This window comes from Ornithinimicrobium carbonis (assembly GCF_050703245.1).
Taxonomy (GTDB): Bacteria; Actinomycetota; Actinomycetes; order Actinomycetales; family Dermatophilaceae; genus Ornithinicoccus.
The window spans coordinates 2,399,045-2,424,794 of the sequence record NZ_CP192647.1; the positions used below are offsets into that span (position 1 = coordinate 2,399,045).

The following is a 25,750-nucleotide window of genomic DNA, read 5'->3' on the forward strand; positions in this document are numbered from 1 at the left end:
CGGCCGGCGAGGTCGTCGGCCAGGACGACCAGGCCGGCCCCGCCGACAGCGGCGGCTGGGGGCTGCCCCAGGACCACCAGGGGCAGGGCGGGGAGCAGCGCCACCTTCAGGGCCCGCCCGGGACGCAGGTCGAACAGGTTGGCCAGGTTGGCCGACGCGGCGACCACCCCGGCACCGGCCAGCGTGTGCGGGCCCGTCCCCCGGGGGGACCGGGCGTCGTGCACGACGACCGCGAGCATCCCGCCGGCCCCGAGGACCAGGATCTTGAGGACCCCGGTGGTGGGACGTCCGCGACGCAGCGCACCCAGGTGGCCGCCCAGCCCACGGGCGGCGCCGTCGTCGACGAGGTCGTCGAGCGCTCCTGCGACACCGGCGAGGACCACCGCGCCGGCCACCGCCGGACGGACGGGCAGCAGGGCCGTCGCGGTGCCCACGGCGAGCGCGACCCCCTCCACGAGCGACACCGGGGCGCCCGCGTGGTTGGTGCGGGCCCACCGGTCCCGTCCGCCGGGGAGCCGGCCGGCACGGTCCAGCCGGCGGACACCCTCGGTGGCCGCGACCGCCATCAGGGCCGAGGCTGCGGTGACGACGGGACGGGAGCGGCTCACGGGGGGGAGGTCTCCTGGACCCCGACGTCCGGACCGGTCGGCGTGGTCCCCGGCGCCACGCCGGGGTCCGGTGGTGACACGGTGTCCGGTGCGGGCGCCGGCACGACCCCCAGCTCCCCGGTCCCCGGCACACCGACCTCCAGCTCGTTGCGGACCGGAGGAGCGACCGGCACGGGAGCCTGGGCCAGCCGGCCGAGCCCGTAGTGGCCGGCCCGGTCACGGGTCTCCCAGGCCAGCGCCAGGACGGCGGCCAGCCGGCCGGAGACGCCCTCGGTGTTGTCCACCGTGGACACCTCCCCGCCGAGCTCGCGGTCCTGCCGGACCACGGCGAGCAGAACGTCGAGACCGTCCTCGGCCCCGCCGTCCGGTCCGAGCGCCGGGCGGGAGTCGGTGCCGGTCCCGGTGACCACGGTCGGCATCTCCAGCTCGGCCAGGGCGGAGAGGAGGTCCAGCCGGTGGGCCAGCGCCTCGGCACCCGCGTCGCCGGGGGTCGCCCCGACCGCCGCCGGGTCCAGACCTCCGGCCAGGACGACGACCGCGTCCGGGGGTCGACGGTCCCGCTCCGTCTCCTCGTCGTCCTCCTCCCAGGTCACGTCGACCAGGTCCGCCCCGGAAAGGTCGTCGAGCGCGACCAGCCACGCCCCCAGCTGACCGTCCTGGTCGGCGCCGGCGAGGGCGGCCGCCAGGACGGTGGGCACGCTCGGCCCCTCCGCCTCCCCGATCTGCGGTACGGCGAGGCCGCCGGCCAGCCTCTGGAGCAGCTCGGACCGGTCCTCGGGCAGCGGCGAGACGTCCCAGCGCGCGTCCACGTCGACGGTGACGGCCACCTGCGCCCCGGCGTCCTCGAGGCGCTCGGCCAGGTCGTCGAGGGGTTCGCGGTCGGCCCCGGGGAGCACGACGAGCCCCACGCGGGTGCCGGTGAGGGTCCCGGCGACCGCGCGCGTCCCGGTGCGGTGCAGCGCCTGCTCCCGGGCCTCGGCGAGGCGACGGGCCTCGTCGACGTCCGCGCGGAGCGCGACCCGTTCCTCGCGCAGCTGGGAGACCTCCCCCTCCAGCGTGCTGGAGAGTCCTTCGCGCAGCGGGCCGGCGCCCAGGACGATGCCGACCGCGAGCGCGATGAAGACGGCCACCAGCGAGACCAGGTGGTAGCGGAAGTCGATCACCTACAACAGTCCCTCGACCCAGGCCCAGACATCGTCCCATCGTACGGCCAGCACCCCGAAGAAGGCCCGTCCTCCCGGGGTGGCCGCCAGGGCGACGAGCAGCGCCGTCAACCCGGCGAGCACCAGCCACACGAGCGAGCCCGTCGAGATGCGTGAGCGGTAGAGCAGGCTCACGCCCTTGGCGTCGACGAGCTTGCTGCCGACCCGCAGCCGGGTCAGGAAGGTGCTGGCCATGCCCTGGCGGCCCTTGTCCAGGAACTCCACCAGCGTGGCGTGGGTGCCCACGGCCACGATGAGCTCGGCGCCCTTGTCGTCGGCGAGCAGCATTGCGATGTCCTCGCTCGTCCCGGGCGCGGGCATCACGACCGCGTCCCGGACCCCGAGCGCCTCGACCCTCTCCAGCCCGGGTGCCGTTCCGTCCCGGTAGGCGTGCACCACCAGCTCGGCCCCGCTTGTCAGGGCCCGGTCGGAGACCGAGTCCATGTCCCCGACGATCAGGTCGGGCGTCAGCCCCTGCTCGAGGAGGGCGTCGGCTCCCCCGTCCACACCGATGAGGACCGGTCGGGCCTCCCGGATGAAGGGTCGAAGGGTGTGCAGGTCCTCCTTGTAGTGGTAGCCGCGCACGACCACGAGGGCGTACCGCCCGGCCAGGTCCGTGCGCAGCGGCGGGATCCCGATGCCGTCGAGGAGCAGGTCCCGTTCGGCCCGCACGTAGTCCATCGTGTTCTGGGAGAACGCCTCGATCTGGTCCGAGAGGTTGGCGCGCGCGTCCTGCAGCTGGGCCTCGACCAGGGCCGGGGTCAGCCGCACCCCTCGGGTGAGGACCTGGTCCCCGACCCGCAGCTCGTCCCCGGCCACGGTCACGGCCGTGCCCTCGGCGATGTCCATGACCTCCGGGCCGGTGAGGTCCAGCACGGGGATCCCGGCCTCGAGGAGGATCTGCGGACCGCGGTTGGGGTAGGTCCCGGTGGTGCTCGGCGCGGCGTTGACCACCGCGACGGGCCGGCAGGCCACCAGTGCGTGGGCGCTGACCTGGTCGAGGTCGTCGTGGTCGATGACCGCGACGTCCCCCGCCTGCAGGCGCTTGGTCAGGTTCTTCGTGCGCGCGTCGACCCGGGCCGGACCCGTCACCGGGGCCGGGTCCTCCGAGACGGACCGGCGCGACCGGGTGGCGCGGCTCACGGTCCTGCCACCCCGCTCATGCGCTCGCCTGCTCTCCGCGACGGGCGAGGAGCTCGCGGGCGTGCTCGACCGCCGCCCGGGAGTCGGCGATCCCGCCCAGCATGCGGGCAAGCTCGGCCTCGCGCTCGGCTCCCTCGACGACGACCACGTCGCTGCTGGTGACCTGGCCGTCGCTGCTCTTGCGGACCACGAGGTGGCGGTCGGCGTAGGCAGCCACCTGCCCCAGGTGGGTGACGACGACGACCTGCGCGGTGCGCGCCAGACGCGCCAGCCGGGCACCCAGGTCGAGGGCCGCACTGCCGCCCACGCCGGCGTCCACCTCGTCGAAGACGTAGGTGGGCACGCTCCCGTCGCCGCAGACCACCTCCAGGGCCAGCATGACGCGCGACAGCTCGCCCCCGGACGCCGCCCGGGCGACCGAGCGAGGAGGCGCGCCGGGGTTGGCCGCCAGCCGGATCTCCACCTCGTCGAGACCGTGCCGGCGGGGCGACGCCAGCCGTCCGTCGGGCAGCGGGACGCAGCTCGCGGGTCCGGTACCAGCCCCGTCGGCCCGCTCGGCCCCCTCGGCCCCGTCGGCCCCCTCGGCCCTGCCGGCCCTGAGGGCCCTGTCTGCCGGCCCATCCCCTCCGACGCGCCCGGCGGCGCCCTCGGCAGACACCTTCCGGGGCGCGACGTGCACGACCACCTCGGCGGCACCCATGGCCAGGTGGCTGAGCTCCTCGGTGACGGCGCGGCCGACCCTCTCCCCCACCCGCGCACGCGCGGACGAGAGCTCGCCGCCCAGCCGCCCCACCTCCAGGCGGAGCGCCTCCGTCCGCCGGCGCAGCTCGGCCACGTCGTCGTCGGAGAGGTCCAGCCGTGCCTCGTCCCGGGCGCCGCGAGCGAACGTCAGCAGCGCCTGGGTGGAGGGTCCGTACCTGCGCAGCAGGGCCGTGAGGTCGGCGCGCCGGCGGTGCACGGCGTCGAGCCGCTCGCCGTCCACGTCCACGCCCGAGGCGTAGCCGGACAGGTCCGAGGCCAGGTCCGAGGCCAGGTAGCCGATCTCGTCGACCCGTCGTCGGAGCGCCGCCAGCTCGGGATCGTGGGCGGCGGCCGGGCCGAGCAGCACGGAGGCGGCCGAGACCAGCTGCGCCACGCTCTGGACCTCCGTCCCGGGGTCGTCCGCTCCGACGAGGGCGTCGTGCGCAGCGCGTGAGGCGGTGAGCAGCTCCTCGGCGTGGGTCAGCCGCTCGGACTCGGCCCGCAGGTCGTCCTCCTCCCCCTCCCGGGGATCCAGCTCGTCGATCTCCGTCAGCGCAGCTCGGAGGGCGTCGACCCGCAGGCTGCGCTCGGCGGCACCGCGCTCGATCTCCACGACGAGCCCGGCGCGGGAGGCCTGCCACTGGTCGTACGCGTCCTCGTAGGCACGCAGGGCCTGGGCGAGATCGGCACCGCCGGCGGAGTCGAGCAGGATCCTGTGCTGCTCGGCGTCCCTCAGCCTCCACTGGTCCGCCTGCCCGTGGACCGCCACGAGGTGCTGCCCGACCTCGGCCAGCACGGCTACCGGCGCGGTCCGGCCCCCGACGTAGGCGCGGGACCGTCCCCCGGCGGCGACGGTACGGACGAGGAGCACCCCGTCGGAGGCGTCCCCTCCGGCCTCGGCGACCCGGAGGGCCGCCGGATGCTCCACCGGCACGTCCACCTCGCCCTCGACGACGGACTGCTCGGCACCGGCACGGACGAGCCCGGCGTCGGCCCTCGCGCCCAGCAGCAGTCCCAGGCCGCTGACGACCATCGTCTTGCCCGCACCGGTCTCCCCGGTGATGACGTTGAGTCCCTCGCTCAGATCCAGCTCGGCCTCGTCGATGACCCCCAGCCCCTGGATCCGGATCCGGCGCAACGTCATACCGGAGGGTCCTCGACGAGGGTGGGACCGGGGCCGCGCCAGCCGGTGACCGGCAGCGCGAACTTGGCCACGAGGCGGTCGGCGAACGGTTCGTGTCCCAGCCGGGCCAGGAGGACCGGCTGGGAGGAGCGGCGGACCTCGATCCGCGCCCCGGGCGGCAGCTCGACGGTGCGTCGACCGTCGCACCACATCACGCCGGCCACATATGAGTGGGGCACCACCTCCACGGCCAGGTGGGTGCGAGGACCAAGGACCAGCGGGCGGGCGAAGAGGGCGTGCGCCGAGATCGGGACGAGCAGGATCGCCTCGACGTCGGGCCAGACCACCGGGCCTCCGCCGGAGAAGGCGTAGGCGGTCGAGCCGGTCGGCGTGGCCATGACGACCCCGTCGCAGCCCCAGGTGGACAGCGGCCTGCCGTCCACCTCGACCGCCACCTCGAGCATCCGCTCGCGCGCCGACTTCTCCACGGACGCCTCGTTCAGAGCCCAGTTGTGGGCCACCACCCGACCGTCGTGGAGGACGTCGACCTCGAGGGTCATCCGCTCCTCCACGTGGTAGTCGCGCTCGACGATGCGCTCGACGATGGTCTCCACGTCGTCGCGCTCGGCCTCCGCCAGGAACCCGACCCGGCCCATGTTGACCCCGAGAAGTGGCGTGCCGGCCGGACGGGCGATCTCGGCCCCCCGCAGGATGGTGCCGTCCCCGCCGAAGACCACGACGAGCTCGCACCCGCTCGCATCCACGTGCGGCGGCACGGGGTTCTTGGCCGAGACCACCCGGTCGGTGCGGACGATCTCGTGCGTGGGCTCTCCCTCGGGCACGACCTCCACGGCGATGCCGTGCGAGGCCAGCTGCTGCTCGAACGTCTCGGCCAGACCGGGGATCTCCGGGCGGGAGGGATGGGTCACCAGCATGATGCGGCGGGTCATGGGTCCTCCTCCTCGCTCAGGGTCCGGATCCGGCTCTGGATCGCCTCCCGGGTCAGGCCCCAGCCAATCATGTCGCTCCGACGGGGCCGCAGCCAGAGGAGGTACTCGACGTTGCCGTGCGAGCCCGTCACCGGGGAGCGCTCGATCCCGTGCAGCGTCAGGCGGTGCTCCGTCGCCGTGGCCAGCACCGCACGCAGGACGTCCTGACGCTGCGCCGCGGAACGGACCACCCCGTCGCGGGCCAGGACCGTCCGCCCCACCTCGAACTGCGGCTTGACCAGGAGCACGGCCTCCCCGTCGCGGGCCAGGAGCGCACCCAGCTCCGGGAGGACCGTGCGCAGGCTGATGAAGGACAGGTCCGCCACGACCACGTCGACGGGGCTGCCGACCTGGTCCGGGACGACGTCACGGATGCTCGTCCCCGACAGGTCGGTCACCCGTGGATCGGCGAGCAGGTCCGGATGGAGCTGGTCGTGCCCCACGTCGAGCGCCACGACGTGGGCCGCACCGTGGGTGAGCAGCACCTGGGTGAATCCGCCGGTGGAGGCACCCACGTCCAGGCAGCGACATCCCTCGACGCTCAGCCCGCAGGGCCCCCACACCTGCAGCGCGTGGCGAAGCTTGAGGGCACCGCGCCCGACCCAGCCCTCGGTGACCCACGCGCTGGCGGCGTCTGGGGACGCCTCGTCGACGACGACCTGCTGTGCGGGGTCCACCGGTGCGGCCGGCCGGTCGACCAGGGTCCCGTCGACGCGGACCCGTCCGTCCTGGACGAGCAGGCGGGCCTGCGTCCGCGAGCGCGCCAGACCCCGCAACACAAGGGTGGTGTCCAGACGTCCGCTCATCCTGGGCGGCCCGGCCGGGCCTGCCCAGGAGCGGGCGGTGCGGGCGGCGCCGTCAGGCGCTGCTGCAGGACCCGGTGGGCCTCCACGACCGCCTCGAGCGGGTCGGCGCCGCCGTCGAGGCGTGCGTCCAGCTCGACGAGGGCCTGGTCCACGACGTCGTCGCCCGTGGTGGGTCTGTCCGGCTCGCCGGTCATGCGACGCGCTCCCACAGGTGGGCCAGGTCGCCGATGGTCTCCACCACGTGTCCCGGCCTCAGCGAAGGTGCCAGCGTGACCACCTCCTCGGCCGTGGAGACGCCGGTGAGGACCAGGGCGCTCGGCACCCCCGCGCGGGAGGCGCCGGCGATGTCGGTGTCCAGGCGGTCCCCGATCATCAGGCACTCCCCGGCCGTCAGGCCGAGCCGGTCGAGGGCCACCTGGTAGGCGCTGGCGTACGGCTTGCCCACGACCGTCGGGGTCGCGCCCGTGGCCGTGCGGACCGCGGCGACGAGCGACCCGTTGCCGACGGCCAGCCCGCGCGCCGTGGGCAGGGTGGTGTCGTCGTTCGTCGCGATCCACACCGCACCGGAGCGGATCGCGTAGGCGGCCTCGGTGAGGTCCTGGACGTCGAGCTCGGGCCCGTACCCCTGCACCACGGCCGACACGTCGGCCACTCCTGCCCCCGACCGTTCCCGCTGCCGGGCGGTGGAGATCCACGCCAGACCCAGCTCCTCGAGGGCCACGCCGACGCCGGCGCCGCCGAGAGCCAGCACGGGACGTTCCGGCCCGACCGTCAGCCGTCCCCCGGTGCGCATCGACGCCACCTCCGTCGCGGCGACCTGGGAGGCGGTGAGGACGTCCTCGGGTCCGGCCGGCACACCCAGCGCGCCGAGCTGGTCGGCGACCGCCGCAGGGGTGCGGGAGGCGTTGTTCGTCATGTAGAGGATCCGGACCCCGGCCTCACGGGCGGAGGCCAGTCCCTCGGTGGCACCTTCGCACGGCTCGTCGCCGCGGTAGACGACTCCGTCGAGGTCGCACAGGATCCCGCGGAGCGCCGCGGTCATCCCGCGCCCCCGGAGGAGCCAGGGCGGCGCGCCTCACCTGCGCGGTCCGCCTCCTCCGCGTCGCCCTCCTCGCCCTCGAGCAGGTCGACGAGCTCGGGATCCTCCTCCATCCCCAGCAGCTCCCTGGCATCCGTGCTCCCCTCCTCGTCCAGGGCGGCGGCCCGGGCGAACCACTCCTGAGCCTGCTCGGCCTGTCCGTCCGCCTCCAGCGCCGCCGCGTAGGCGTACCGCAGCCGCGCAGCCCAGGCGGAGGTCTCCTTGCCCGCCATGACGAGCTCGCGCAGACTCTGCACGGCCGCCGCCGTCTGGCCCATGTCGAGCCGGGCGCCGGACACGACGATGGCCATCTCGATCTGCTCGGCGGCCGGGAGCCGGCGCACCTCCGGGCCGGCCGCCAGATCCAGGGCGCGCTCGGGCCGTCCCAGGCCCCGCTCGGTGTCGGCCATGAGCGGCAGCAGGTGATCCTGCCCCGAGAGCCGTCGCGCGGTGCGGAACTCGCCCAGCGCCTTGGTCCACTCCCCCCGCCGGTAGTGGACCACGCCCAGCGTCTCCCGCACCCCGGCGACCCGACCGGCCCGTTTGGCGGCGGCCTGCGCGTGGGCGAGGGCCCGGTCGAAGTCCTCGGCGTCCAGAGCACGACCGACGGCCACGAGGTGACGGGCGGTCCCCTCGGCGTTGTCCTTGCTCAGGGTGCGCAGCTCGGCCCGCAGGACCTTGTCCAGCTGGCCGGCCTCGACGTCCTCGGGAACCTCCGGCTCCGGCACCCGACGAGGACGCTCCTTCCAGTCGCGTCCCCCCTCGGGCCGGTCGTCACGGCGCGGCCCACCGCGGTCGTCACGGCGCGGCCCATCGCGGTCGTCACGACGGGGCCCATCGCGGTCGTCACGACGAGGTCCACCACGGTCCTCACGACGGGGCCCATCACGGTCGTCACGACGGGGCCCCCCACGGTCGTCCCGGCGCGCAGGCTCTCGGTCCCTCCGCCCCCCTGTCGCGCGGTCTCGCTGCTCGTTCACCCTGGCTCCTTCTCGTGGGACGACCGGCTCATCATCGCAGACCGGTTCAGGCGAAGGTCCGGAAACCTACGCCGGTGCACCTGGTCTGGACATGGCTGTGGGCCCCCAGCCTCCGGTCAACACGTGGTGTTGACCGGGCCTGAGGGCCCACGACCAATCAATGGTGGTCCGGCGGTGTCCTACTCTCCCACACCGTCCCCGGTGCAGTACCATCGGCGCTGTCAGGCTTAGCTTCCGGGTTCGGAATGTGACCGGGCGTTTCCCTGACGCTATGACCGCCGTAACTTTATGGAGTTCACGAACGTTCCGGGGCCGACCCCCACATTTTGTGGTGGGGGTGGTGGTGGTTCGTGTCTCGGGAACCGTACAGTGGACGCGTAACATCTTCGGGCTTGGGTTTAAGTCAAGTTGTCGGCTTATTAGTACCGGTCAGCTCCACACATTGCTGTGCTTCCACGTCCGGCCTATCAACCCAGTGTTCTAGCTGGGAGCCTCTCACCCACAAGGGGTATGGAAACCTCATCTTGAAGTGTGCTTCCCGCTTAGATGCTTTCAGCGGTTATCACGTCCGAACGTAGCTAATCAGCGGTGCCCTTGGCAGGACAACTGACACACCAGAGGTTCGTCCATCCCGGTCCTCTCGTACTAGGGACAGCTCTTCTCAAGTTTCCTCCGCGCGCAGCGGATAGGGACCGAACTGTCTCACGACGTTCTAAACCCAGCTCGCGTACCGCTTTAATGGGCGAACAGCCCAACCCTTGGGACCGACTCCAGCCCCAGGATGCGACGAGCCGACATCGAGGTGCCAAACCATGCCGTCGATATGAGCTCTTGGGCAGGATCAGCCTGTTATCCCCGGGGTACCTTTTATCCGTTGAGCGACGGCGCTTCCACAAGCCACCGTCGGGTCACTAGTCCCGACTTTCGTCTCTGCTCGACATGTCTGTCTCACAGTCAAGCTCCCTTGTGCACTTACACTCGACACCTGATTACCAACCAGGCTGAGGGAACCTTTGGGCGCCTCCGTTACCTTTTGGGAGGCAACCGCCCCAGTTAAACTACCCACCAGGCACTGTCCCTGATCCGGATCACGGACCGAGGTTAGACATCCAGAACGACCAGAGTGGTATTTCAACGTTGACTCCAGGACACTGGCGTGCCCGCTTCACAGTCTCCCACCTATCCTACACAAGCCGTACCGAACACCAATACCAAGCTATAGTAAAGGTCCCGGGGTCTTTCCGTCCTGCTGCGCGTAACGAGCATCTTTACTCGTAGTGCAATTTCGCCGAGTTCGTGGTTGAGACAGTGGAGAAGTCGTTACGCCATTCGTGCAGGTCGGAACTTACCCGACAAGGAATTTCGCTACCTTAGGATGGTTATAGTTACCACCGCCGTTTACTGGCGCTTAAGTTCAGAGCTTCGCCGCACAAGTGCGGCTGACCCGTCCCCTTAACGTTCCAGCACCGGGCAGGCGTCAGTCCGTATACATCGTCTTGCGACTTCGCACGGACCTGTGTTTTTAGTAAACAGTCGCTTCTCCCTGGTCTCTGCGGCCCTCCGTGCCAACCCGCAAAGGGGTCTCACACGTCGGGCCCCCCTTCTCCCGAAGTTACGGGGGCATTTTGCCGAGTTCCTTAACCACGATTCACTCGATCGCCTTGGTATTCTCTACCTGACCACCTGGGTCGGTTTGGGGTACGGGCGGCTCGGACCTCGCTAGGAACTTTTCTAGGCAGCATAGGATCACCCTTCTTCCCGCATACACGGTCACCATCAAGCCTCGGACACCGATGGGGCGGACTTACCTCTCCCCGGTCCTGCGCTCTTGGACGTGGACTACCATCGCCACGCGGAGGCTACCTTCCTGCGTCCTTCCATCGCTTACCTACTACACGCTCGGGCCACGCGTTCCACCCCCGCTCACCAACCCCCCGAAGGGGACAGGGTCTGCGAAGGCTTCAGGCGCTTAGCATCACATGATTCGGTACTGGGCGGTCCTTCGCCGGTTCCGGAATATCAACCGGATGTCCATCGACTACGCCTGTCGGCCTCGCCTTAGGTCCCGACTTACCCAGGGCAGATTAGCTTGACCCTGGAAACCTTGGTCATTCGGCGGAAGAGTTTCTCACTCTTCTTTCGCTACTCATGCCTGCATTCTCACTCGTGCCGCGTCCACATCTCGATCACTCGGATGCTTCTCCCGCGGCACGACGCTCCCCTACCCAACGACACGCCTGGACCCACCCGCGAAGGGGAGGGCCGGGCAAAGGTGTCGTTGCCACAGCTTCGGTGGTGTGCTTGAGCCCCGCTACATTGTCGGCGCGGAATCACTTGACCAGTGAGCTATTACGCACTCTTTAAAGGGTGGCTGCTTCTAAGCCAACCTCCTGGTTGTCTTCGCAACTCCACATCCTTTCCCACTTAGCACACGCTTAGGGACCTTAGCTGGTGATCTGGGCTGTTTCCCTCTCGACTACGAAGCTTATCCCCCGCAGTCTCACTGCCATGCTCTTACTTACCGGCATTCGGAGTTTGGCTGACGTCAGTAACCCGGTGGGGCCCATCAGCCATCCAGTAGCTCTACCTCCGGCAAGAAACACATGACGCTGCACCTAAATGCATTTCGGGGAGAACCAGCTATCACGGAGTTTGATTGGCCTTTCACCCCTACCCACAGCTCATCCCCTCAGTTTTCAACCTAAGTGGGTTCGGGCCTCCACGCGGTCTTACCCGCGCTTCACCCTGGCCATGGGTAGATCACTCCGCTTCGGGTCTAGACCCAGCGACTCATTCGCCCTGTTCGGACTCGCTTTCGCTACGGCTACCCCGCACGGGTTAACCTCGCCACTGAGCACTAACTCGCAGGCTCATTCTTCAAAAGGCACGCCGTCACCAGCCCACGGGCCGGCTCCGACGGATTGTAGGCACACGGTTTCAGGAACTATTTCACTCCCCTCCCGGGGTACTTTTCACCTTTCCCTCACGGTACTTGTCCGCTATCGGTCACCAGGGAATATTTAGGCTTGGCAGGTGGTCCTGCCAGATTCGTACGGGATTTCTCGGGCCCCGTACTACTTGGGACGTGCGATACGGAGTCGAGAACATTTCGGCTACCGGGGTCTCACCGTCTGTGCCAGGCCTTCCCAGACCTTTCGCCTATGAACTCGATTTCTTACTCCGCACCGGCGTGGTAGCACCGGTACACACACTCCCACAACCCCCCAGCTGCAACCCCTACCAGGTGATCACACAGCTGAGGTTTGGCCTCGTCCGCTTTCGCTCGCCACTACTCACGGAATCACATGTTGTTTTCTCTTCCTGCGGGTACTGAGATGTTTCACTTCCCCGCGTTCCCTCCACGCACCCTATATATTCAGGTGCGGGTGACTGGAGATGAGTCCAGCCGGGTTTCCCCATTCGGAAATCCTCGGATCAAAGTCTGGTTATCGACTCCCCGAGGCTTATCGCAGATTCCCACGTCCTTCTTCGGTTCCTGGTGCCAAGGCATCCACCGTGCGCCCTTGTAAACTTGACAAAAAAGCCACAAAGATGCTCGCGTCCACTGTACAGTTCTCAACACACGACCAGGCCAACCCCAGGCAAACACCACCGCCACACACCCACCACCGGTCCACACCCCGCTCTACGCGAGGCACGCACCGGCACCGGACGGGTACGGCAGCACCCAGGGTCCCGGACGAACCAGAGCAACCAGAAGACCCCCACCAACGGGGGCCGCCCGATCCCTCAGGACCCAACAACGTGTCAGCACCAGCACCAACCACCCCCGCGCCGACCGTTCCACACCCACCCCCCCGAAAAGGGGGACGGGCCGTACCAGGTCAGGACAGCAGGAGCGCCGGTGAGGCGACGGAATATCGATGTTCCACCCGAGCACCCGCCGCGGGACGAACGCCCACGACACGGGCACCAGACCCCAGGCCCACCCCCGAACGGGAACGGACCAGCTGGGGCCAGATGTGCTCCTTAGAAAGGAGGTGATCCAGCCGCACCTTCCGGTACGGCTACCTTGTTACGACTTAGTCCCAATCACCAGTCCCACCTTCGACGGCTCCCTCCACAAGGGTTGGGCCACCGGCTTCGGGTGTTACCGACTTTCGTGACTTGACGGGCGGTGTGTACAAGGCCCGGGAACGTATTCACCGCAGCGTTGCTGATCTGCGATTACTAGCGACTCCGACTTCATGGGGTCGAGTTGCAGACCCCAATCCGAACTGAGACCGGCTTTAAGGGATTCGCTCCACCTCGCGGTATCGCAGCCCTCTGTACCGGCCATTGTAGCATGCGTGAAGCCCAAGACGTAAGGGGCATGATGATTTGACGTCATCCCCACCTTCCTCCGAGTTGACCCCGGCAGTCTCCTATGAGTCCCCACCATCACGTGCTGGCAACATAGAACGAGGGTTGCGCTCGTTGCGGGACTTAACCCAACATCTCACGACACGAGCTGACGACAACCATGCACCACCTGTGTACCGACCTTGCGGGGCCCCCATCTCTGAGAGTTTCCGGTACATGTCAAGCCTTGGTAAGGTTCTTCGCGTTGCATCGAATTAATCCGCATGCTCCGCCGCTTGTGCGGGCCCCCGTCAATTCCTTTGAGTTTTAGCCTTGCGGCCGTACTCCCCAGGCGGGGCGCTTAATGCGTTAGCTGCGGCACGGACCCCGTGGAATGGGACCCACACCTAGCGCCCAACGTTTACGGCGTGGACTACCAGGGTATCTAATCCTGTTCGCTCCCCACGCTTTCGCTTCTCAGCGTCAGTAGTGGCCCAGAGACCTGCCTTCGCCATCGGTGTTCCTCCTGATATCTGCGCATTCCACCGCTACACCAGGAATTCCAGTCTCCCCTACCACACTCTAGCCTGCCCGTACCCACTGCAGACCCGGGGTTAAGCCCCGGGCTTTCACAGCAGACGCGACAAACCGCCTACAAGCTCTTTACGCCCAATAATTCCGGACAACGCTCGCACCCTACGTATTACCGCGGCTGCTGGCACGTAGTTAGCCGGTGCTTCTTCTGCTCCTACCGTCACGATAAAGCTTCGTCAGAGCTGAAAGAGGTTTACAACCCGAAGGCCGTCATCCCTCACGCGGCGTCGCTGCATCAGGCTTTCGCCCATTGTGCAATATTCCCCACTGCTGCCTCCCGTAGGAGTCTGGGCCGTGTCTCAGTCCCAGTGTGGCCGGTCACCCTCTCAGGCCGGCTACCCGTCGTCGCCTTGGTAGGCCATTACCCCACCAACAAGCTGATAGGCCGCGAGTCCATCCTCCACCACAAAAGCTTTCCACTCCATACCCATGCGAGTTGGAGTCATATCCAGTATTAGCACCGGTTTCCCGGAGTTATCCCAGAGTGAAGGGCAGGTTACTCACGTGTTACTCACCCGTTCGCCACTAATCCACGGTGCAAGCACCGCTTCATCGTTCGACTTGCATGTGTTAAGCACGCCGCCAGCGTTCGTCCTGAGCCAGGATCAAACTCTCCGATAAAAACCAAAACTCTTACCAAAGAACCCAGTTTCCTGACAAACAAACCACCACACCCCACCGGGGGGCAGAAGCGCGGTGGCAAAACAAATACATGGCATCAATAAACTGACACGCTGTTGAGTTCTCAAAGATCGGACACACACCATCAGAACACCCACACAACCGTGCAAGCCTCATCCGGGGCAACCTCTTCAGGCTAGTCTCTCCGACGCTCTGCGGTCAAGTCCGCGTCGCGGTCGAGGACCGCGCGGTCGGAGAGGATGCCGACCCGGGACCGGCCACCTGTCTGGTGTCCGTGCCTCCCTGTCGGTGCGGCGAGAGACAACTTTAGGGCGCTCCTCGGGGGAACACAAATCTGCAGGTCAGCGCCCTGTCGGCGGTGTCGGGGTCCCGTCGGTCGCGCTTGTGAGCTCCTCGGCCGTGATGCCGCCCTGCCCCGAGCCGGCGCGGACGGTGCGCCGTGCCGCCGCGAGGCTCTTGCGTCCGCGACGCAGCAGCGCCACCTGGCCGTGCAGGAAGTCGGTCTCGGACAGGAGGCGCTCTGCGTCGGCCACCTTGGCGTTGTTCAGGCTCACCCCTCCCTCGGCCACGAGCCGGCGCGCCGCTCCCCGGCTGTCGGCCAGTCCGGTCAGCACCAGCGCCTCCACGACGCTGCTCCCGACGGGCACCTCGGCCCCCGGCAGCTCGGCGGTGGCGTCCCGCACGGTGTCCGGGTCGAGCGCCGACGGCTCCCCCCTGCCGAAGAGCACCTGGCTGGCCGCCTCGACCTGGGCCGTCGCCGCCGCCCCGTGGACCAGGGTGGTGACGTCGGCAGCCAGGGCGCGCTGGGCCTCGCGCAGGTGGGGACGCTCCGCGGCAGCGGACTCCAGATCGGCGATCCCGGACTCGTCGCGGTCGGTGAACACCCGCAGCAGCTTGCCCACCTGGCTGTCCGCCACGTTGATCCAGTACTGGTAGAACGCGTAGGGACTCGTCATGTCGGCGGCCAGCCAGACCGCGTTGCCGGCGGACTTGCCGTACTTCTCCCCGTTCTCGTCGGTGACGAGCGGCGTCGTCATCACGTGGGCCGTCGCGCCCTCCGCGCGGTGGATGAGGTCGACCCCGGCCGTCAGGTTGCCCCACTGGTCCTGCCCACCCGTCTGCAGGGTGCACCCGTGCTCCCGGTAGAGGTGCAGGAAGTCCAGCGCCTGGAGGAGCTGGTAGCTGAACTCCGTGTAGGAGATGCCCTCCTGGCTCTCCAGCCGGGCGGCGATCGCCTCCTTGCGGATCATCTGGTTGACGCGGAAGTGCTTGCCGACGTCGCGGAGGAAGTCGAGCGCGCTCAGCGGCGCGGTCCAGTCCAGGTTGTTGACCACGACCGCCGGGTTGGCCCCCTCGAAGTCCAGGAAGGGCTGCACCTGCTCCCGGATCCGCTCGACGTACTGGGCCGTCGTCTCCTTGGTCTTCAGCACCCGCTCCGAGGTGGGCCTCGGGTCGCCGATGAGTCCGGTGGATCCACCCACCAGGCACAGGACCCGGTGCCCCGCGCGCTGCAGGTGCCGCAGCACGATCAGCTGCACCAGGTTGCCGAAGTGCAGGCTGGGGGCCGTGGGGTCGAACCCGCAGTAGACCGTGAGGGTGTCGTCGAGCGCCTCGCGGAGGGAGGCCTCGTCGGTGGACTGTGCCACCAGACCTCGCCACTGCAGCTCGTCGAGGATGTTGGTCACGCTCGCTGGTCCTTCCGGGGGGGCGGGTCCTGGGAGGTCGTCGCGGTGCCCCAGGACAGGGTGCGGTGCGCGCCCAGCCTACGTCCGCGACCGTCCGGTCCCGGTCCCTCGGGCGCGTCCCCGGGTCGCCCCCGGTCGGTAGGCCGACACCGTCGGGTCCCCGTCGAGCCAGAAGCGCCACGGGTGGAGCCGCGCGTCACCACCCTCCCCGGAGACCCCCACCCGCGGTCCCTGCCGCACGGGGCCTACCCCTCCGGTCGCGATCCGCAGCTGGACGGGGCTCGAGGCGTCGAAGAGGTCGAGGCCGTCGTGCTCCCGGGCCAGTCCGAGGGCGGACGCCAGGCGCGCCGGACCGCGGGCGAGGTCGCGGACGGGGTGCGGCCTGGCGCGGCCCGCGTCCCGCCGACCGCGGGCGGAGGAGATGCCCCGCACGACCTCGCCGGCCCGCAGGAGCACCGCGCTCGCCTCACCGTCCGGGCCGCAGACCACGTTGCAGCACCAGTGCATCCCGTAGGAGAAGTAGACGTAGAGGTGCCCCGGGGGACCGAACATGACCTCGGTCCGCGGCGTCGGTCCTCGGAACGCGTGCGAACCCGGGTCGCGGGTGCCTGCGTAGGCCTCCACCTCGGTGAGCCTGACGGTCACCCCGCCGGCCGTGACATGGGCGCCGAGCAGCGACGGTGCCACCTCGAGGACGGGACGCGCCAACCAGTCGCGGTCGGGCTCCACCATCACCGGAGCGGCCGGCCGCGCGTGCGCGGCCCGGTCGCGGGCGCCCTCAGTCACGCACCCGCGGGAGGTCCTGGACCCAGTGACGGTGCCGGGCGACCTGCTTGAGCAGGTGGGCGTGCTGCTCGCTGACCCTGGCCGGCGCGGTGCCGCCGTGGGCGTTGCGCGAGGCCAGCGAACCGTGGACGGTCAGCACCTCGCGCACCCGCGGGTCGAGGTGCGGGCTGATGGCGGCGAGGTCCTCGTCGGTGAGCTCGTCCAGACCGATGCCCCGCCCCTCGCAGACGCGGACGCACTCCCCCGCGACCTCGTGGGCGACGCGGAAGGGGACGCCCTGGCGCACCAGCCACTCGGCGACGTCGGTGGCGAGCGAGAACCCCCGGGGGGCGAGCTCCTCGAGCCGCTCCCGGTGGAAGGTCAGGGTGGCCAGCATCCCGGCCACCGCGGGCAGGAGGACCTCGAGGGTGTCGATCGCGTCGAACACCGGCTCCTTGTCCTCCTGCAGGTCGCGGTTGTAGGCGAGCGGTAGTCCCTTGAGGGTGGCCATCAGGCCGGCGAGGTCCCCGATGAGACGGCCGGCCTTGCCCCGGGCGAGCTCGGCGACGTCCGGGTTCTTCTTCTGGGGCATGATGCTGGACCCGGTGGAGAAGGAGTCGTCGAGGGTGACGAAACCGAACTCGGCCGTCGCCCAGAGGATGACCTCCTCGGCGATGCGGGACAGGTCCACCGCGACCATGGCGGCGACGAAGGAGAACTCGGCGGCGAAGTCCCTGGAGGCGGTCCCGTCGATGGAGTTCTCGCTCGACCTGTCCATCCCGAGGTCGTGCGCGATCGACCCCGGGTCCAGTCCGAGGGAGGACCCGGCGAGCGCGCCTGAACCGTAGGGGGACACCGCGGCCCGGGCGTCCCAGTCCGTCCAGCGCTCGACGTCCCGGACCAGCGGCCAGGCGTGCGCCTGCAGGTGGTGGGCCAGCAGCACGGGCTGCGCGTGCTGCAGGTGCGTCCGTCCGGGCATCGCCGTGGCCGGGTGGGCCGCCGCCTGGTCCAGGAGGGCCTGCACGACGTCGAGCACCTTGCCGGACAGAAGCCGCGCCTGGTCGCGCAGGTACATCCGGAACTGGGTGGCGACCTGGTCGTTGCGGGACCGGCCCGCCCGCAGCCGGCCGCCCACGTCGGGACCGACCCGCTCGATCAGCCCACGCTCCAGGGCGGTGTGCACGTCCTCGTCGTCGGGGGCCGGGGTGAAGGCCCCGGTCCGCACGTCCTCACCGAGCTGGCGCAGGCCGTCGAGCATGGCCGCCAGGTGCTCGTCCGAGAGCAGACCGGCCCGGTGCAGCACCCGCGCGTGGGCGCGCGAACCGGCGAGGTCGTACGGCGCCAGGCGCCAGTCGAAGTGCGTGCTCTTGCTGAGCGCCGCCAGGGCGTCGCTGGGGCCGCCGGTGAAGCGGCCTCCCCACAGGCTTACCGTCATGGGCCCAGTCTCCCCCATCGCCGGGGGTGCGACCCCGCACCGGGGCGCCCGGCGCTCATCCCTGGCCCTGGTCCCCGACGTCGGCGATGGAGAGCAGCCGCTCGGCGGTTCCCGGTCCGCCGTCCGGCGCCGTCGTGATGACCAGGATGGTGTCGTCCCCCGCGATGGTGCCGAGGACGTCCGGGTCGTCGCTGCGGTCGATCGCCGCGGCGAGGAACTGGGCGGCGCCGGGCGGGGTGCGCAGGACCACCTGGTTGCCGACGGCACGGGCGCTGACCAGCAGCTCCTGCAGGAGCCGCACCAGCCGGGCGGACACCTCCTGCGCGTCCTGGGCGGGTCGTGGCGTGGTGTCCCCGCCCTCACGGGGACCGCGTACACCAGCTGGCGTCCCCGGCGCACCTTGACCGCCCCCAGGTCGACGAGGTCGCGCGACAGGGTCGCCTGGGTGACGTGGATGGCGTCCTCGGCGAGGAGGTCGAGCAGCTGGCCCTGCGACCCCACCGCGTGGCGCTCGAGCAGGTCGGCGATCCGCTGGTGCCGCGCCGCCCGCGTCATCGGAATGCTGGTCACGGCGTGACTATACAAGAGCATGCATGAGTATGCGGTCGTGCCCGGGTGCACGCGCCGCCCCGCCCCCGAGGTGCCCCTCGCGACGGGCGCGCGCCGTGCACGTCAGCCCCGCAGCGGGTCGTCCTGGCCCCAGGGCCGCAGACGGAGCATCCGCTCCCCCTCGCCGAGGCCTGCGCGTGAGCGTTCCCGCAGGACGTCGAGATCGTCGGTGCCCGCCCGGACGAACCGGCCGCTGAAGCCGTCCAGCTCGCCGCCGGCCAGGGCCAGGACCAGCGCCGTGACGTCGTCGGGGTCGGTCCACTCGGTGCGGTCCCGGTGCATCTGCATCGAGTGCGTCATGTCGGACTCGATCACGCCGGGGGCCAGGTCGAAGGCGAGCACCCCGTGCTCGGCGCCGGCCATGGCGACCCCGCCCGTGAGCCGGGCGAGGGCGGACTTGGAGGCGTGGTAGGCCGTGAGCACGTCGCTCTCCCGCGTGCCGGACCCGGAGTTGAGGTTGATGACCCGACCGCCGCCGGCCGCCAGCATGTGCGGCACGACGGCGCGCATGAGCAGGAAGGGGCCCTTGACGTTGGTCACCATGACCTGCCACCACTCGTCCACGTCGGCGTCCCAGAGCGGCTGCTCGGTCTCGATCAGACCGGCGTTGTTGACGAGCAGGTCGATCCGCCCGTGCCGGTCGAGGACCTGCGCGACGGCCGCCTCCACGGCCCGGGCGTCCGTGACGTCGCACGCCAGCCCCTCGGCCCCCGGGGCGACCGTGCCCGAGCGGGACAGGCCCACGACCGTCCACCCGGCCCCGAGCAGGGCGTCGACGACGTGGGCCCCGATGCCGCGCGAGGCACCGGTGACGAGGGCGGTCCGGTCGGTGGCTGCGTCGGCGTCCATGGTGCCCAGGGTGCCACGCCCCGCCGGTCAGCGCTGGACGGCGCCGTGGTCCTCGGCGGCGCGGGCCACGGCGGCGTCGCGCGCCGCGTTGACCTCCTCGGTGGTCAGGGTCCGGTCCGGGGCGCGGAAGTGCATCCGGAAGGCCAGGGAGTGCTGGTCCGGCCCGATCTGGTCGCCGACGTAGACGTCGAAGAGCTCGAGCGACTCCAGCAGCGGGCCCGCCCCGAGCCGGAGCGACCCGGCCACGTCCGCGTAGCGCGCGGCGCGGCCGACGACGAGCGCCACGTCGGAGGACGCCATCGGCTGGGTGGACAGCGGACGCACCTGGGTGCGGTGGTCGCTGGCCGTGACGAGCACGTCCAGGTCCAGCTCCGCCGCGGCCGTCCTCGGTGGGAGCCCCAGCCGCTGGAGCACCTGGGGGTGCAGCTCCCCCGCCCACCCGACCGTGGTTCCGTCCTGGAGGGCCAGCTCGACACACCGTCCCGGATGGAAGGGAGGCCGTCCGGCAGGGCGTCGCACCACCGGCACACCGAGAGCGTCGCAGACCGTGTGGGCCCAGGCGACCACGTCGGTGACGTCGAGCGGACGGCCCGCCCCCCACCACCCGGAGCGCTCGGCCTGCCCTGAGGCGATGAGCGCCACGTGCCAGGGCTGAGTGGGCACGGCGGCCCGGATCTGCTGCAGCACACCGTCATCCGGTCGAACGCCGACACCGGGGACCGGTGCCGCGGCCGCGCCGTCCGGCAGGGTCACCGTGTCGATCTCGAAGAGCGCCACGTCCTTCGCGCCGCGGGAGAGGTTGCGGCGCAGGATGTCCGGGAGCGTCTGCAGGAGCTCGGTCCGCATCAGGGGCGACTCGTCCGAGAGGGGGTTGGCCAGCCTCAGCGCCCGACGCCGCGGGTCGCTCTCCGTCAGCGCCAGCTCGTCGAGGCGCTGCTCGCCCACGAAGGGGTAGGTGAGCACCTCGTGAAGTCCCTGGCCCGCCAGGGCGGCCGCCACGGTCCGGCGGGACCGCTGGCCGTGCGTGAGCCCGCGGCCACCGACGGCCCGGGGGACGACCGAGGGGATCCGGTCGTACCCGTCGATCCGGGCGACCTCCTCGACGAGCGTCGGGGCGTCGGTCAGGTCCGGCCGCCAGCTGGGCGGGGTGACGAGCACCCGGGCGGCGGACGGGGTCGCGGACGTCTCCGGGGACCCGGGGGCACCGCGGTCGTCGGACGCCTCTGCCGGCGCGTCCTCGAGCCGGCAGCCGATCATCCCCAGGATCTCGCGCACGCGCTCCTCGGGGTAGTCCACACCCACGTAGCGCGAGGGCAGGCCGAGGTCGAGGGGGATGACGGCCGGTCCCCCGGCACGGAGGTCCCGGTCGGTGATCGCCGGGTCGGCGGACCCGCCTCCGTGCTCGACCAGGAGGTCGACGGCCAGCTGGGCGGCGGCGTCGGCGACCGCCGGGTCCACCCCCCGCTCGAAGCGCTTGGCCGCCTCGCTCGACAGCCGGTGGCGGCGCGAGCTGCGGGCGACGGTCCGGGAGTCGAAGTGGGCGGACTCGATGAGCACGTCGGTGGTCGTGCCGGGGGTGATCTCGCCGTCCTCTCCGCCCATCACGCCCGCGAGGGCCAGGATCCGCTCCCCGTCCGACCCGCAGGTGATCAGCAGGTCCTCGGGGTCCAGGGGCCGGTCGACGTCGTCGAGGGTCCGCAGCCGCTCCCCCGCCCGCGCCCGGCGGACCAGGATCGGGCTGTCGAGCGTCTGCAGGTCGAAGGCGTGCAGCGGCTGCCCCAGCGCCAGCATCACGTAGTTGGTCACGTCCACGGCCAGGCCGATCGGGCGCATCCCGGCCTCGGTGAGGCGGCGGGCCATCCACTCCGGGGTCTGCCGGGTCAGGTCGATGCCGCGCACGGTCCGGGCCACGTACCGGTCGCAGCCGGGCACCCCGTCCAGCGGGTCCTGGTCGGCCAGCTCCACGGCATACCCCGCGTCGGTGGCCGGGTCGACGGGCAGGTCCGCGGGGTCGACGAAGGCGGCCCCCGTGGAGTGGGAGTACTCCCGGGCGACGCCGCGGACGGAGAAGCAGTAGCCGCGGTCGGGCGTGACGTTGACCTCGACGACCTCGCGGTCCAGGCCGAGGACGCCCACCAGGTCGTCGCCCGGCGCCAGGCCCAGCTCATCGACCCGGTCCTGCCCCAGGAGGCGTGGCAGCACGATGATCCCGTCGTGGTCGTCCCCGATCCCCAGCTCGCGGACCGAGCAGATCATGCCGGCCGAGACGTGGCCGTAGGTCTTGCGCGCGGCGATGGTCTGCGGACCCTGGGGCGTTGGGAGGACACCACCGGGCAGGATCACCGCGACGAGGTCGCCGGGCTCGAAGTTGTGCGCACCGCAGACGATCCCCTGCGGCTCGCCGCTGCCGTTGGCGTCCCCAACGTCGACCTGGCACCAGTTGATCGTCCTGCCGTTCTTCTGCGGCTCGGGGTGCTTCTCGAGCACCCTCCCGACGACGAGGGGGCCGCCCACCCCGCTGGTGTGCAGGCCCTCCTCCTCCAGCCCCACGGCCACGAGGTCGGCGGCGATCTGCGCACCGGTCACGCCCTGCGGCAGCTCGACGTACTCGCCCAGCCAGTCGACCGGAACCCGCATCAGATCTCCATCCCGAACTGCGCGTTGAAGCGCACGTCTCCCTCGATCAGTTCCCGCATGTCGGTGACGCCGTGCCGGAACATCGCCGTGCGCTCCACCCCCATGCCGAAGGCGAAGCCCTGGTATCGCTGCGGGTCCACGCCGCACGCCCGCAGGACGTTGTGGTTGACCATGCCGCAGCCGCCCCACTCGATCCAGCCCGTGCCGCCGCAGGTCCGGCACCCGGCGTCCTCCCCCCGGCAGACGAAGCAGCGGAAGTCCATCTCCGCGCTGGGCTCGGTGAACGGGAAGAAGGCGGGGCGCAGCCGCGAGACGATCCCGGGCCCGAACATCGCCTCGGCGAGGCGGTCCAGGGTGCCCTTCAGGTGCGCCATCGTCAGCCCCTCGTCGACCGCCAGGCCCTCCAGCTGGTGGAAGACCGGCGTGTGTGTGGCGTCCAGCTCGTCCGTGCGGAAGGTCTTGCCCGGGACCGCGACGTAGAGCGGCACACCGCGCTCGAGGAGGGACCGGGCCTGCACCGGCGAGGTGTGGGTCCGCAGCACCAGCCCCGCCTCGGCCGGGTCGACGAAGAAGGTGTCCTGCATCTGCCGCGCGGGGTGGTCCTTGTCGAAGTTGAGCGCGTCGAAGTTGAACCACTCCGCCTCGACCTGCGGGCCCTCGGCGATCTCCCACCCCATACCGACCATGGCATCGGCCATCCGCTCGGCGGTGACGGTGAGGACGTGCCGGCGACCCAGCGGCCGGCGGGCGGGCACCGCCGTGAGGTCGACGGCCTCCTCGACGAGGATCCGCTCGTCGCGCTCGGCCTCGAGCTGGGCCTGCCGCGCCGTCAGCGCGGCGCCGACCCGGCCGCGGGCCTGGCCCACCCGCTTGCCCGCGTCCGCCTTCGCGCTGGGGGGCAGGGCCCCGATCTCCCGGTTGGCCAGGGCCAGCGGAGAGCGCTCACCGGCGTGCGCGAGCCGCGCTGCCTTGAGCGCCTCCAGGGAGTCGGCGGCCGCGATCGCGGCGAGGGCGTCGGCGACGGCCTGCTCGACCGCCTCCGGGGCGAGCGCGGCGACCTCGACGGGGTCGTAGCTGGTGTTGGGTCCGGACACCTGCGCAAGTGTAGGCGGCGGCGGGACGGACCCGGACGAGCACCTAGGCTTCCGCCATGCCCCCCGTGACGACCTCGCTCCTGCACGCCGCCCGCGGCACGCTCATCGGCGCCGCCGAGGTGGTGCCGGGGATCAGCGGAGGCACCGTCATGCTCATCGTCGGCGTCTACGAACGGCTCGTCACCTCGGCCGGGCACTTCGTGGGCGGGCTGCGTCTGCTGCTCACGGACCGGGCCGCCGCCCGGGCCGAGCTGGCCCGGGTGCGCTGGGACGTCGTGCTCCCGGTGATCCTCGGCATGGTCCCCGCCGCGCTGCTCACGGCCGCGCTCGTCGCCCCCGTCGCCGAGCGGCACCCGGTGCCCACGCTCGGGCTGTTCCTGGGGATGAGCGCCGCCGCGGTGCTCGTGCCGGCCACGATGGTCGGCCGGGCGTGGACGGCCCCCAGGGTGGGGCTCGCCGTGCTGGCCGCCGTGGTGGCGGCCGTCCTCGTGGGGCTGCCGCCCCAGGAGCTGCCGGCCCACCCGGCCGTGATCTTCGCCGCCGCCGCGGTCGCCGTCTGCGCGCTCGCGCTCCCCGGGCTGTCGGGCTCCTTCCTGCTGCTGACGCTCGGTCTCTACCAACCCACGCTGGCCGCCCTCAACGACCGGGACTGGGGGTACCTGCTGGTCTTCGGGGCCGGGGCGGCCGTGGGCCTGGCGTCGTTCCTCCGCCTGCTGCAGCGGCTCCTGGAGCACCACCACGCGACGACGCTCGTCGTGCTCACGGGCGTGATCGTCGGAGCGCTGCGGGCGCTGTGGCCCTGGCAGGAGGAGGACCGCACCCCCCTCCCCCCCGACGGGCAGGTCGGCCTCACCGTCACCCTGGCGGTCGTGGGGGCCCTCGTGGTCATGGTCCTGGCCGTCCTCGGACGCCGTCGGGAGTAGGTCGGGGACCCGCCCGCGCTGGTCAGCCGGCGTGGGTCCGCGCCGACGAGGCGTGCAGGCAGACCGTCGCCGCCATCGCCAGGTTGAGGGACTCCGCCCGTCGGATCGGCACGGACACCACGTCGTCGCACCCGTCGAGCACCTCGGGCGGCAGGCCCCAGGCCTCGTTGCCCATCACCCACGCGTGCGGGCCGGTGAGGTCCACGTCCGGCAGCGGCGTCGGGCCCGACCCGTCGGCCGCGAGCAGCCGGATCCCCCTGGCCCGGCAGGCCTCCAGCAGCTCGCCCACGGGCGTCCCCACGCTCACGGGCAGGTGGAACAGCGAGCCGACCGTCGAGCGCACCACCTTGGGGTTGTAGACGTCGACGGAGGCCGCGCTGACGAGCACGGCCGAGGCCCCGAACGCGTCCGCCGCCCGCAGCACCGTCCCCGCGTTGCCGGGGTCGCGCACGTGGGCCAGGACGACGACGAACCCGGTCGTCCCGACGGCGTCCAGCGCCCGGTCGAGGGGGACGTCCACCCGCCCCGCGACCGCGAGCAGCCCCTGCGGGTGCTCGGTGCCCGCCATCACCCGGAGCACCTCCTCGGTGCACTCCTGCACGCGCACGCCGAGGGCCCTGGCCTCCTCGACCAGCGGGCCGTGCCGCTCCAGCGCCGCCGGGGTGACGTACAGGGCCTCCGCCGCCGACGCGGCATACCCGACCAGCTCCCGGACCGCCTGGGGTCCCTCGACGAGGAAACGGCCCTGCCGGTCCCGGGCAGCACGACGCCCCAGCGCCGCGACCTGCCTGACGCGCTCGCTGCGCGGGGTGCGCAGCGGCGGCGGCTCGGTCACGGGGCTGGGGCGGTCGGGTGCGTCGACGCTCAGGCGGCCGAGGTGGCCTTCTCGCCCTCGGCGGGGACGTTGGCCCGGGCCAGGTCGACGAGCGCCACGAAGGCGGCCTCGTCGTGCACGGCCAGCTCGGCCAGCATGCGGCGGTCGACCTCGATCCCGGCGGCCTTCAGGCCCTGGATGAACCGGTTGTAGGTCATGCCGTTCGCGCGGGCGCCGGCGTTGATCCGCTGGATCCACAGGCGACGGAAGTCGCCCTTGCGCTTGCGGCGGTCGTTGTACGAGTAGACCAGGGAGTGGGTGACCTGCTCCTTGGCCTTGCGGTAGAGCCTGCTGCGCTGGCCGCGGTAGCCGCTGGCGCGCTCCAGGACGACCCGACGCTTCTTGTGGGCGTTGACAGCCCGCTTCACGCGTGCCACGTGATGTCTCCTTGCTAGTGCTGGGGTGGGAAGGTGCTGCGGCTCAGAGGCCGAGCATCTTCTTCACCTTGCGGACGTCGGACGGGGCGACCAGCTTGTCGTTCACGAGACGACGGGCGGCCGAGGAGCTGCGCTCCTGGAACTTGTGGACGTGGCGGGCCCGCTGGTGCATGACCTTGCCCGTCCCGGTCACCCGGAAGCGCTTCTTGGCGCCGCTGTGGGTCTTCATCTTCGGCATGGGCCGATCTCCTTCGTGCGTGGTTCCCCGCGGGCTGCCGCGGGCGTGGTGGTGCG

The 25,750-nt window shown here is 70.9% G+C and carries 19 protein-coding genes, 3 rRNA genes and 1 pseudogene; 1 reads left to right on the forward strand and 22 read right to left on the reverse strand.

The features are described from left to right. Positions 1 to 604: 604 nt before the first annotated feature. The 19 genes and pseudogenes from ACQ95T_RS11975 to pheS all read right to left on the reverse strand — a co-directional run bounded on the left by ACQ95T_RS11975 (position 605) and on the right by pheS (position 23,282). Positions 605 to 1,771 carry a copper transporter gene (locus tag ACQ95T_RS11975; protein WP_425943713.1) on the reverse strand — a complete coding sequence of 389 codons (1,167 nt, stop codon included), beginning with the start codon at positions 1,769 to 1,771 and terminating at the stop codon, positions 605 to 607. Continuing rightward, the gene (gene steA / locus ACQ95T_RS11980; RefSeq protein WP_425943715.1) at positions 1,772 to 2,953 is read right to left on the reverse strand and encodes a putative cytokinetic ring protein SteA; all 1,182 of its coding nucleotides are present in this window, start codon (positions 2,951 to 2,953) and stop codon (positions 1,772 to 1,774) included. Positions 2,954 to 2,969: 16 nt separating this feature from the next. After that, positions 2,970 to 4,838: a DNA repair protein RecN gene (gene recN / locus ACQ95T_RS11985; RefSeq protein ID WP_431472960.1), complete on the reverse strand. Its 1,869-nt coding sequence runs from the start codon at positions 4,836 to 4,838 to the stop codon at positions 2,970 to 2,972. Beyond that, on the reverse strand, positions 4,835 to 5,767 hold the full coding sequence (locus ACQ95T_RS11990) for an NAD kinase (protein WP_425943719.1): 933 nt from the start codon (positions 5,765 to 5,767) through the stop codon (positions 4,835 to 4,837). Before ACQ95T_RS11990 ends, recN begins: the two co-directional genes overlap by 4 nt. Continuing rightward, the gene (locus ACQ95T_RS11995; protein WP_431472961.1) at positions 5,764 to 6,612 is read right to left on the reverse strand and encodes a TlyA family RNA methyltransferase; all 849 of its coding nucleotides are present in this window, start codon (positions 6,610 to 6,612) and stop codon (positions 5,764 to 5,766) included. Before ACQ95T_RS11995 ends, ACQ95T_RS11990 begins: the two co-directional genes overlap by 4 nt. Next, positions 6,609 to 6,806: a hypothetical protein gene (locus tag ACQ95T_RS12000; protein WP_425943723.1), complete on the reverse strand. Its 198-nt coding sequence runs from the start codon at positions 6,804 to 6,806 to the stop codon at positions 6,609 to 6,611. The genes ACQ95T_RS11995 and ACQ95T_RS12000 overlap by 4 nt, the downstream gene beginning before the upstream one ends. Further along, positions 6,803 to 7,654 carry an HAD-IIA family hydrolase gene (locus ACQ95T_RS12005; RefSeq protein ID WP_425943725.1) on the reverse strand — a complete coding sequence of 284 codons (852 nt, stop codon included), beginning with the start codon at positions 7,652 to 7,654 and terminating at the stop codon, positions 6,803 to 6,805. Before ACQ95T_RS12005 ends, ACQ95T_RS12000 begins: the two co-directional genes overlap by 4 nt. Next, a complete protein-coding gene (locus tag ACQ95T_RS12010; protein ID WP_425943726.1) occupies positions 7,651 to 8,418 on the reverse strand; it encodes a tetratricopeptide repeat protein in 768 nt (255 codons plus the stop codon). Before ACQ95T_RS12010 ends, ACQ95T_RS12005 begins: the two co-directional genes overlap by 4 nt. 418 nt (positions 8,419 to 8,836) lie before the next feature. Continuing rightward, a 5S ribosomal RNA gene (gene rrf / locus ACQ95T_RS12015) occupies positions 8,837 to 8,953 on the reverse strand. Positions 8,954 to 9,069: 116 nt separating this feature from the next. After that, positions 9,070 to 12,208 (reverse strand): 23S ribosomal RNA (locus ACQ95T_RS12020). A 456-nt stretch (positions 12,209 to 12,664) separates the two neighbouring features. After that, positions 12,665 to 14,187: ribosomal RNA gene (locus ACQ95T_RS12025) — 16S ribosomal RNA — on the reverse strand. Together the 16S, 23S and 5S rRNA genes form the textbook arrangement of a ribosomal RNA operon. A 362-nt stretch (positions 14,188 to 14,549) precedes the next feature. Next, positions 14,550 to 15,893: a tyrosine--tRNA ligase gene (gene tyrS, locus ACQ95T_RS12030; RefSeq protein WP_425944198.1), complete on the reverse strand. Its 1,344-nt coding sequence runs from the start codon at positions 15,891 to 15,893 to the stop codon at positions 14,550 to 14,552. A 78-nt stretch (positions 15,894 to 15,971) separates the two neighbouring features. Beyond that, a complete protein-coding gene (locus ACQ95T_RS12035) occupies positions 15,972 to 16,625 on the reverse strand; it encodes a DNA-3-methyladenine glycosylase (RefSeq protein WP_425944310.1) in 654 nt (217 codons plus the stop codon). A 46-nt stretch (positions 16,626 to 16,671) separates the two neighbouring features. Next, positions 16,672 to 18,093, reverse strand: coding sequence for an argininosuccinate lyase (argH, locus tag ACQ95T_RS12040; RefSeq protein WP_425944200.1), 1,422 nt, complete (start codon positions 18,091 to 18,093; stop codon positions 16,672 to 16,674). 55 nt (positions 18,094 to 18,148) lie between these two features. Further along, a complete protein-coding gene (locus ACQ95T_RS12045) occupies positions 18,149 to 18,409 on the reverse strand; it encodes a hypothetical protein (protein WP_431473828.1) in 261 nt (86 codons plus the stop codon). Positions 18,410 to 18,516: 107 nt separating this feature from the next. Beyond that, positions 18,517 to 18,684 (reverse strand): annotated as a pseudogene (locus ACQ95T_RS12050) (hypothetical protein); the annotation flags it as partial. 81 nt (positions 18,685 to 18,765) lie between these two features. Beyond that, positions 18,766 to 19,551 (reverse strand): SDR family NAD(P)-dependent oxidoreductase, encoded by a 786-nt coding sequence (locus ACQ95T_RS12055; RefSeq protein ID WP_425944202.1) that lies wholly within the window; start codon positions 19,549 to 19,551, stop codon positions 18,766 to 18,768. 27 nt (positions 19,552 to 19,578) lie between these two features. Continuing rightward, positions 19,579 to 22,188 (reverse strand): phenylalanine--tRNA ligase subunit beta, encoded by a 2,610-nt coding sequence (locus ACQ95T_RS12060; protein WP_425944204.1) that lies wholly within the window; start codon positions 22,186 to 22,188, stop codon positions 19,579 to 19,581. Further along, entirely contained in the window at positions 22,188 to 23,282 is a 1,095-nt protein-coding gene (gene pheS / locus ACQ95T_RS12065; RefSeq protein WP_425944206.1) for a phenylalanine--tRNA ligase subunit alpha, read from the reverse strand. Before pheS ends, ACQ95T_RS12060 begins: the two co-directional genes overlap by 1 nt. A gap of 56 nt (positions 23,283 to 23,338) precedes the next feature. On the opposite strand from pheS, the gene ACQ95T_RS12070 reads away from it, so the two are divergent. After that, positions 23,339 to 24,205 carry a DUF368 domain-containing protein gene (locus ACQ95T_RS12070; protein ID WP_425944208.1) on the forward strand — a complete coding sequence of 289 codons (867 nt, stop codon included), beginning with the start codon at positions 23,339 to 23,341 and terminating at the stop codon, positions 24,203 to 24,205. Between the two features lie 22 nt (positions 24,206 to 24,227). Here the strand turns inward: ACQ95T_RS12070 and ACQ95T_RS12075 are convergent, their stop codons facing one another. Genes ACQ95T_RS12075 through rpmI form a run of 3 tightly spaced genes read right to left on the reverse strand, consistent with a single transcriptional unit; the run spans position 24,228 to position 25,694 of the window. Continuing rightward, on the reverse strand, positions 24,228 to 25,040 hold the full coding sequence (locus tag ACQ95T_RS12075) for a TrmH family RNA methyltransferase (RefSeq protein WP_425944210.1): 813 nt from the start codon (positions 25,038 to 25,040) through the stop codon (positions 24,228 to 24,230). Positions 25,041 to 25,069: 29 nt separating this feature from the next. Then, complete coding sequence (gene rplT, locus ACQ95T_RS12080; protein ID WP_425944212.1) at positions 25,070 to 25,456, reverse strand: 50S ribosomal protein L20; 387 nt, start codon at positions 25,454 to 25,456, stop codon at positions 25,070 to 25,072. A gap of 43 nt (positions 25,457 to 25,499) precedes the next feature. Then, positions 25,500 to 25,694 carry a 50S ribosomal protein L35 gene (gene rpmI, locus ACQ95T_RS12085; protein WP_425944214.1) on the reverse strand — a complete coding sequence of 65 codons (195 nt, stop codon included), beginning with the start codon at positions 25,692 to 25,694 and terminating at the stop codon, positions 25,500 to 25,502. Positions 25,695 to 25,750: the final 56 nt, after the last annotated feature.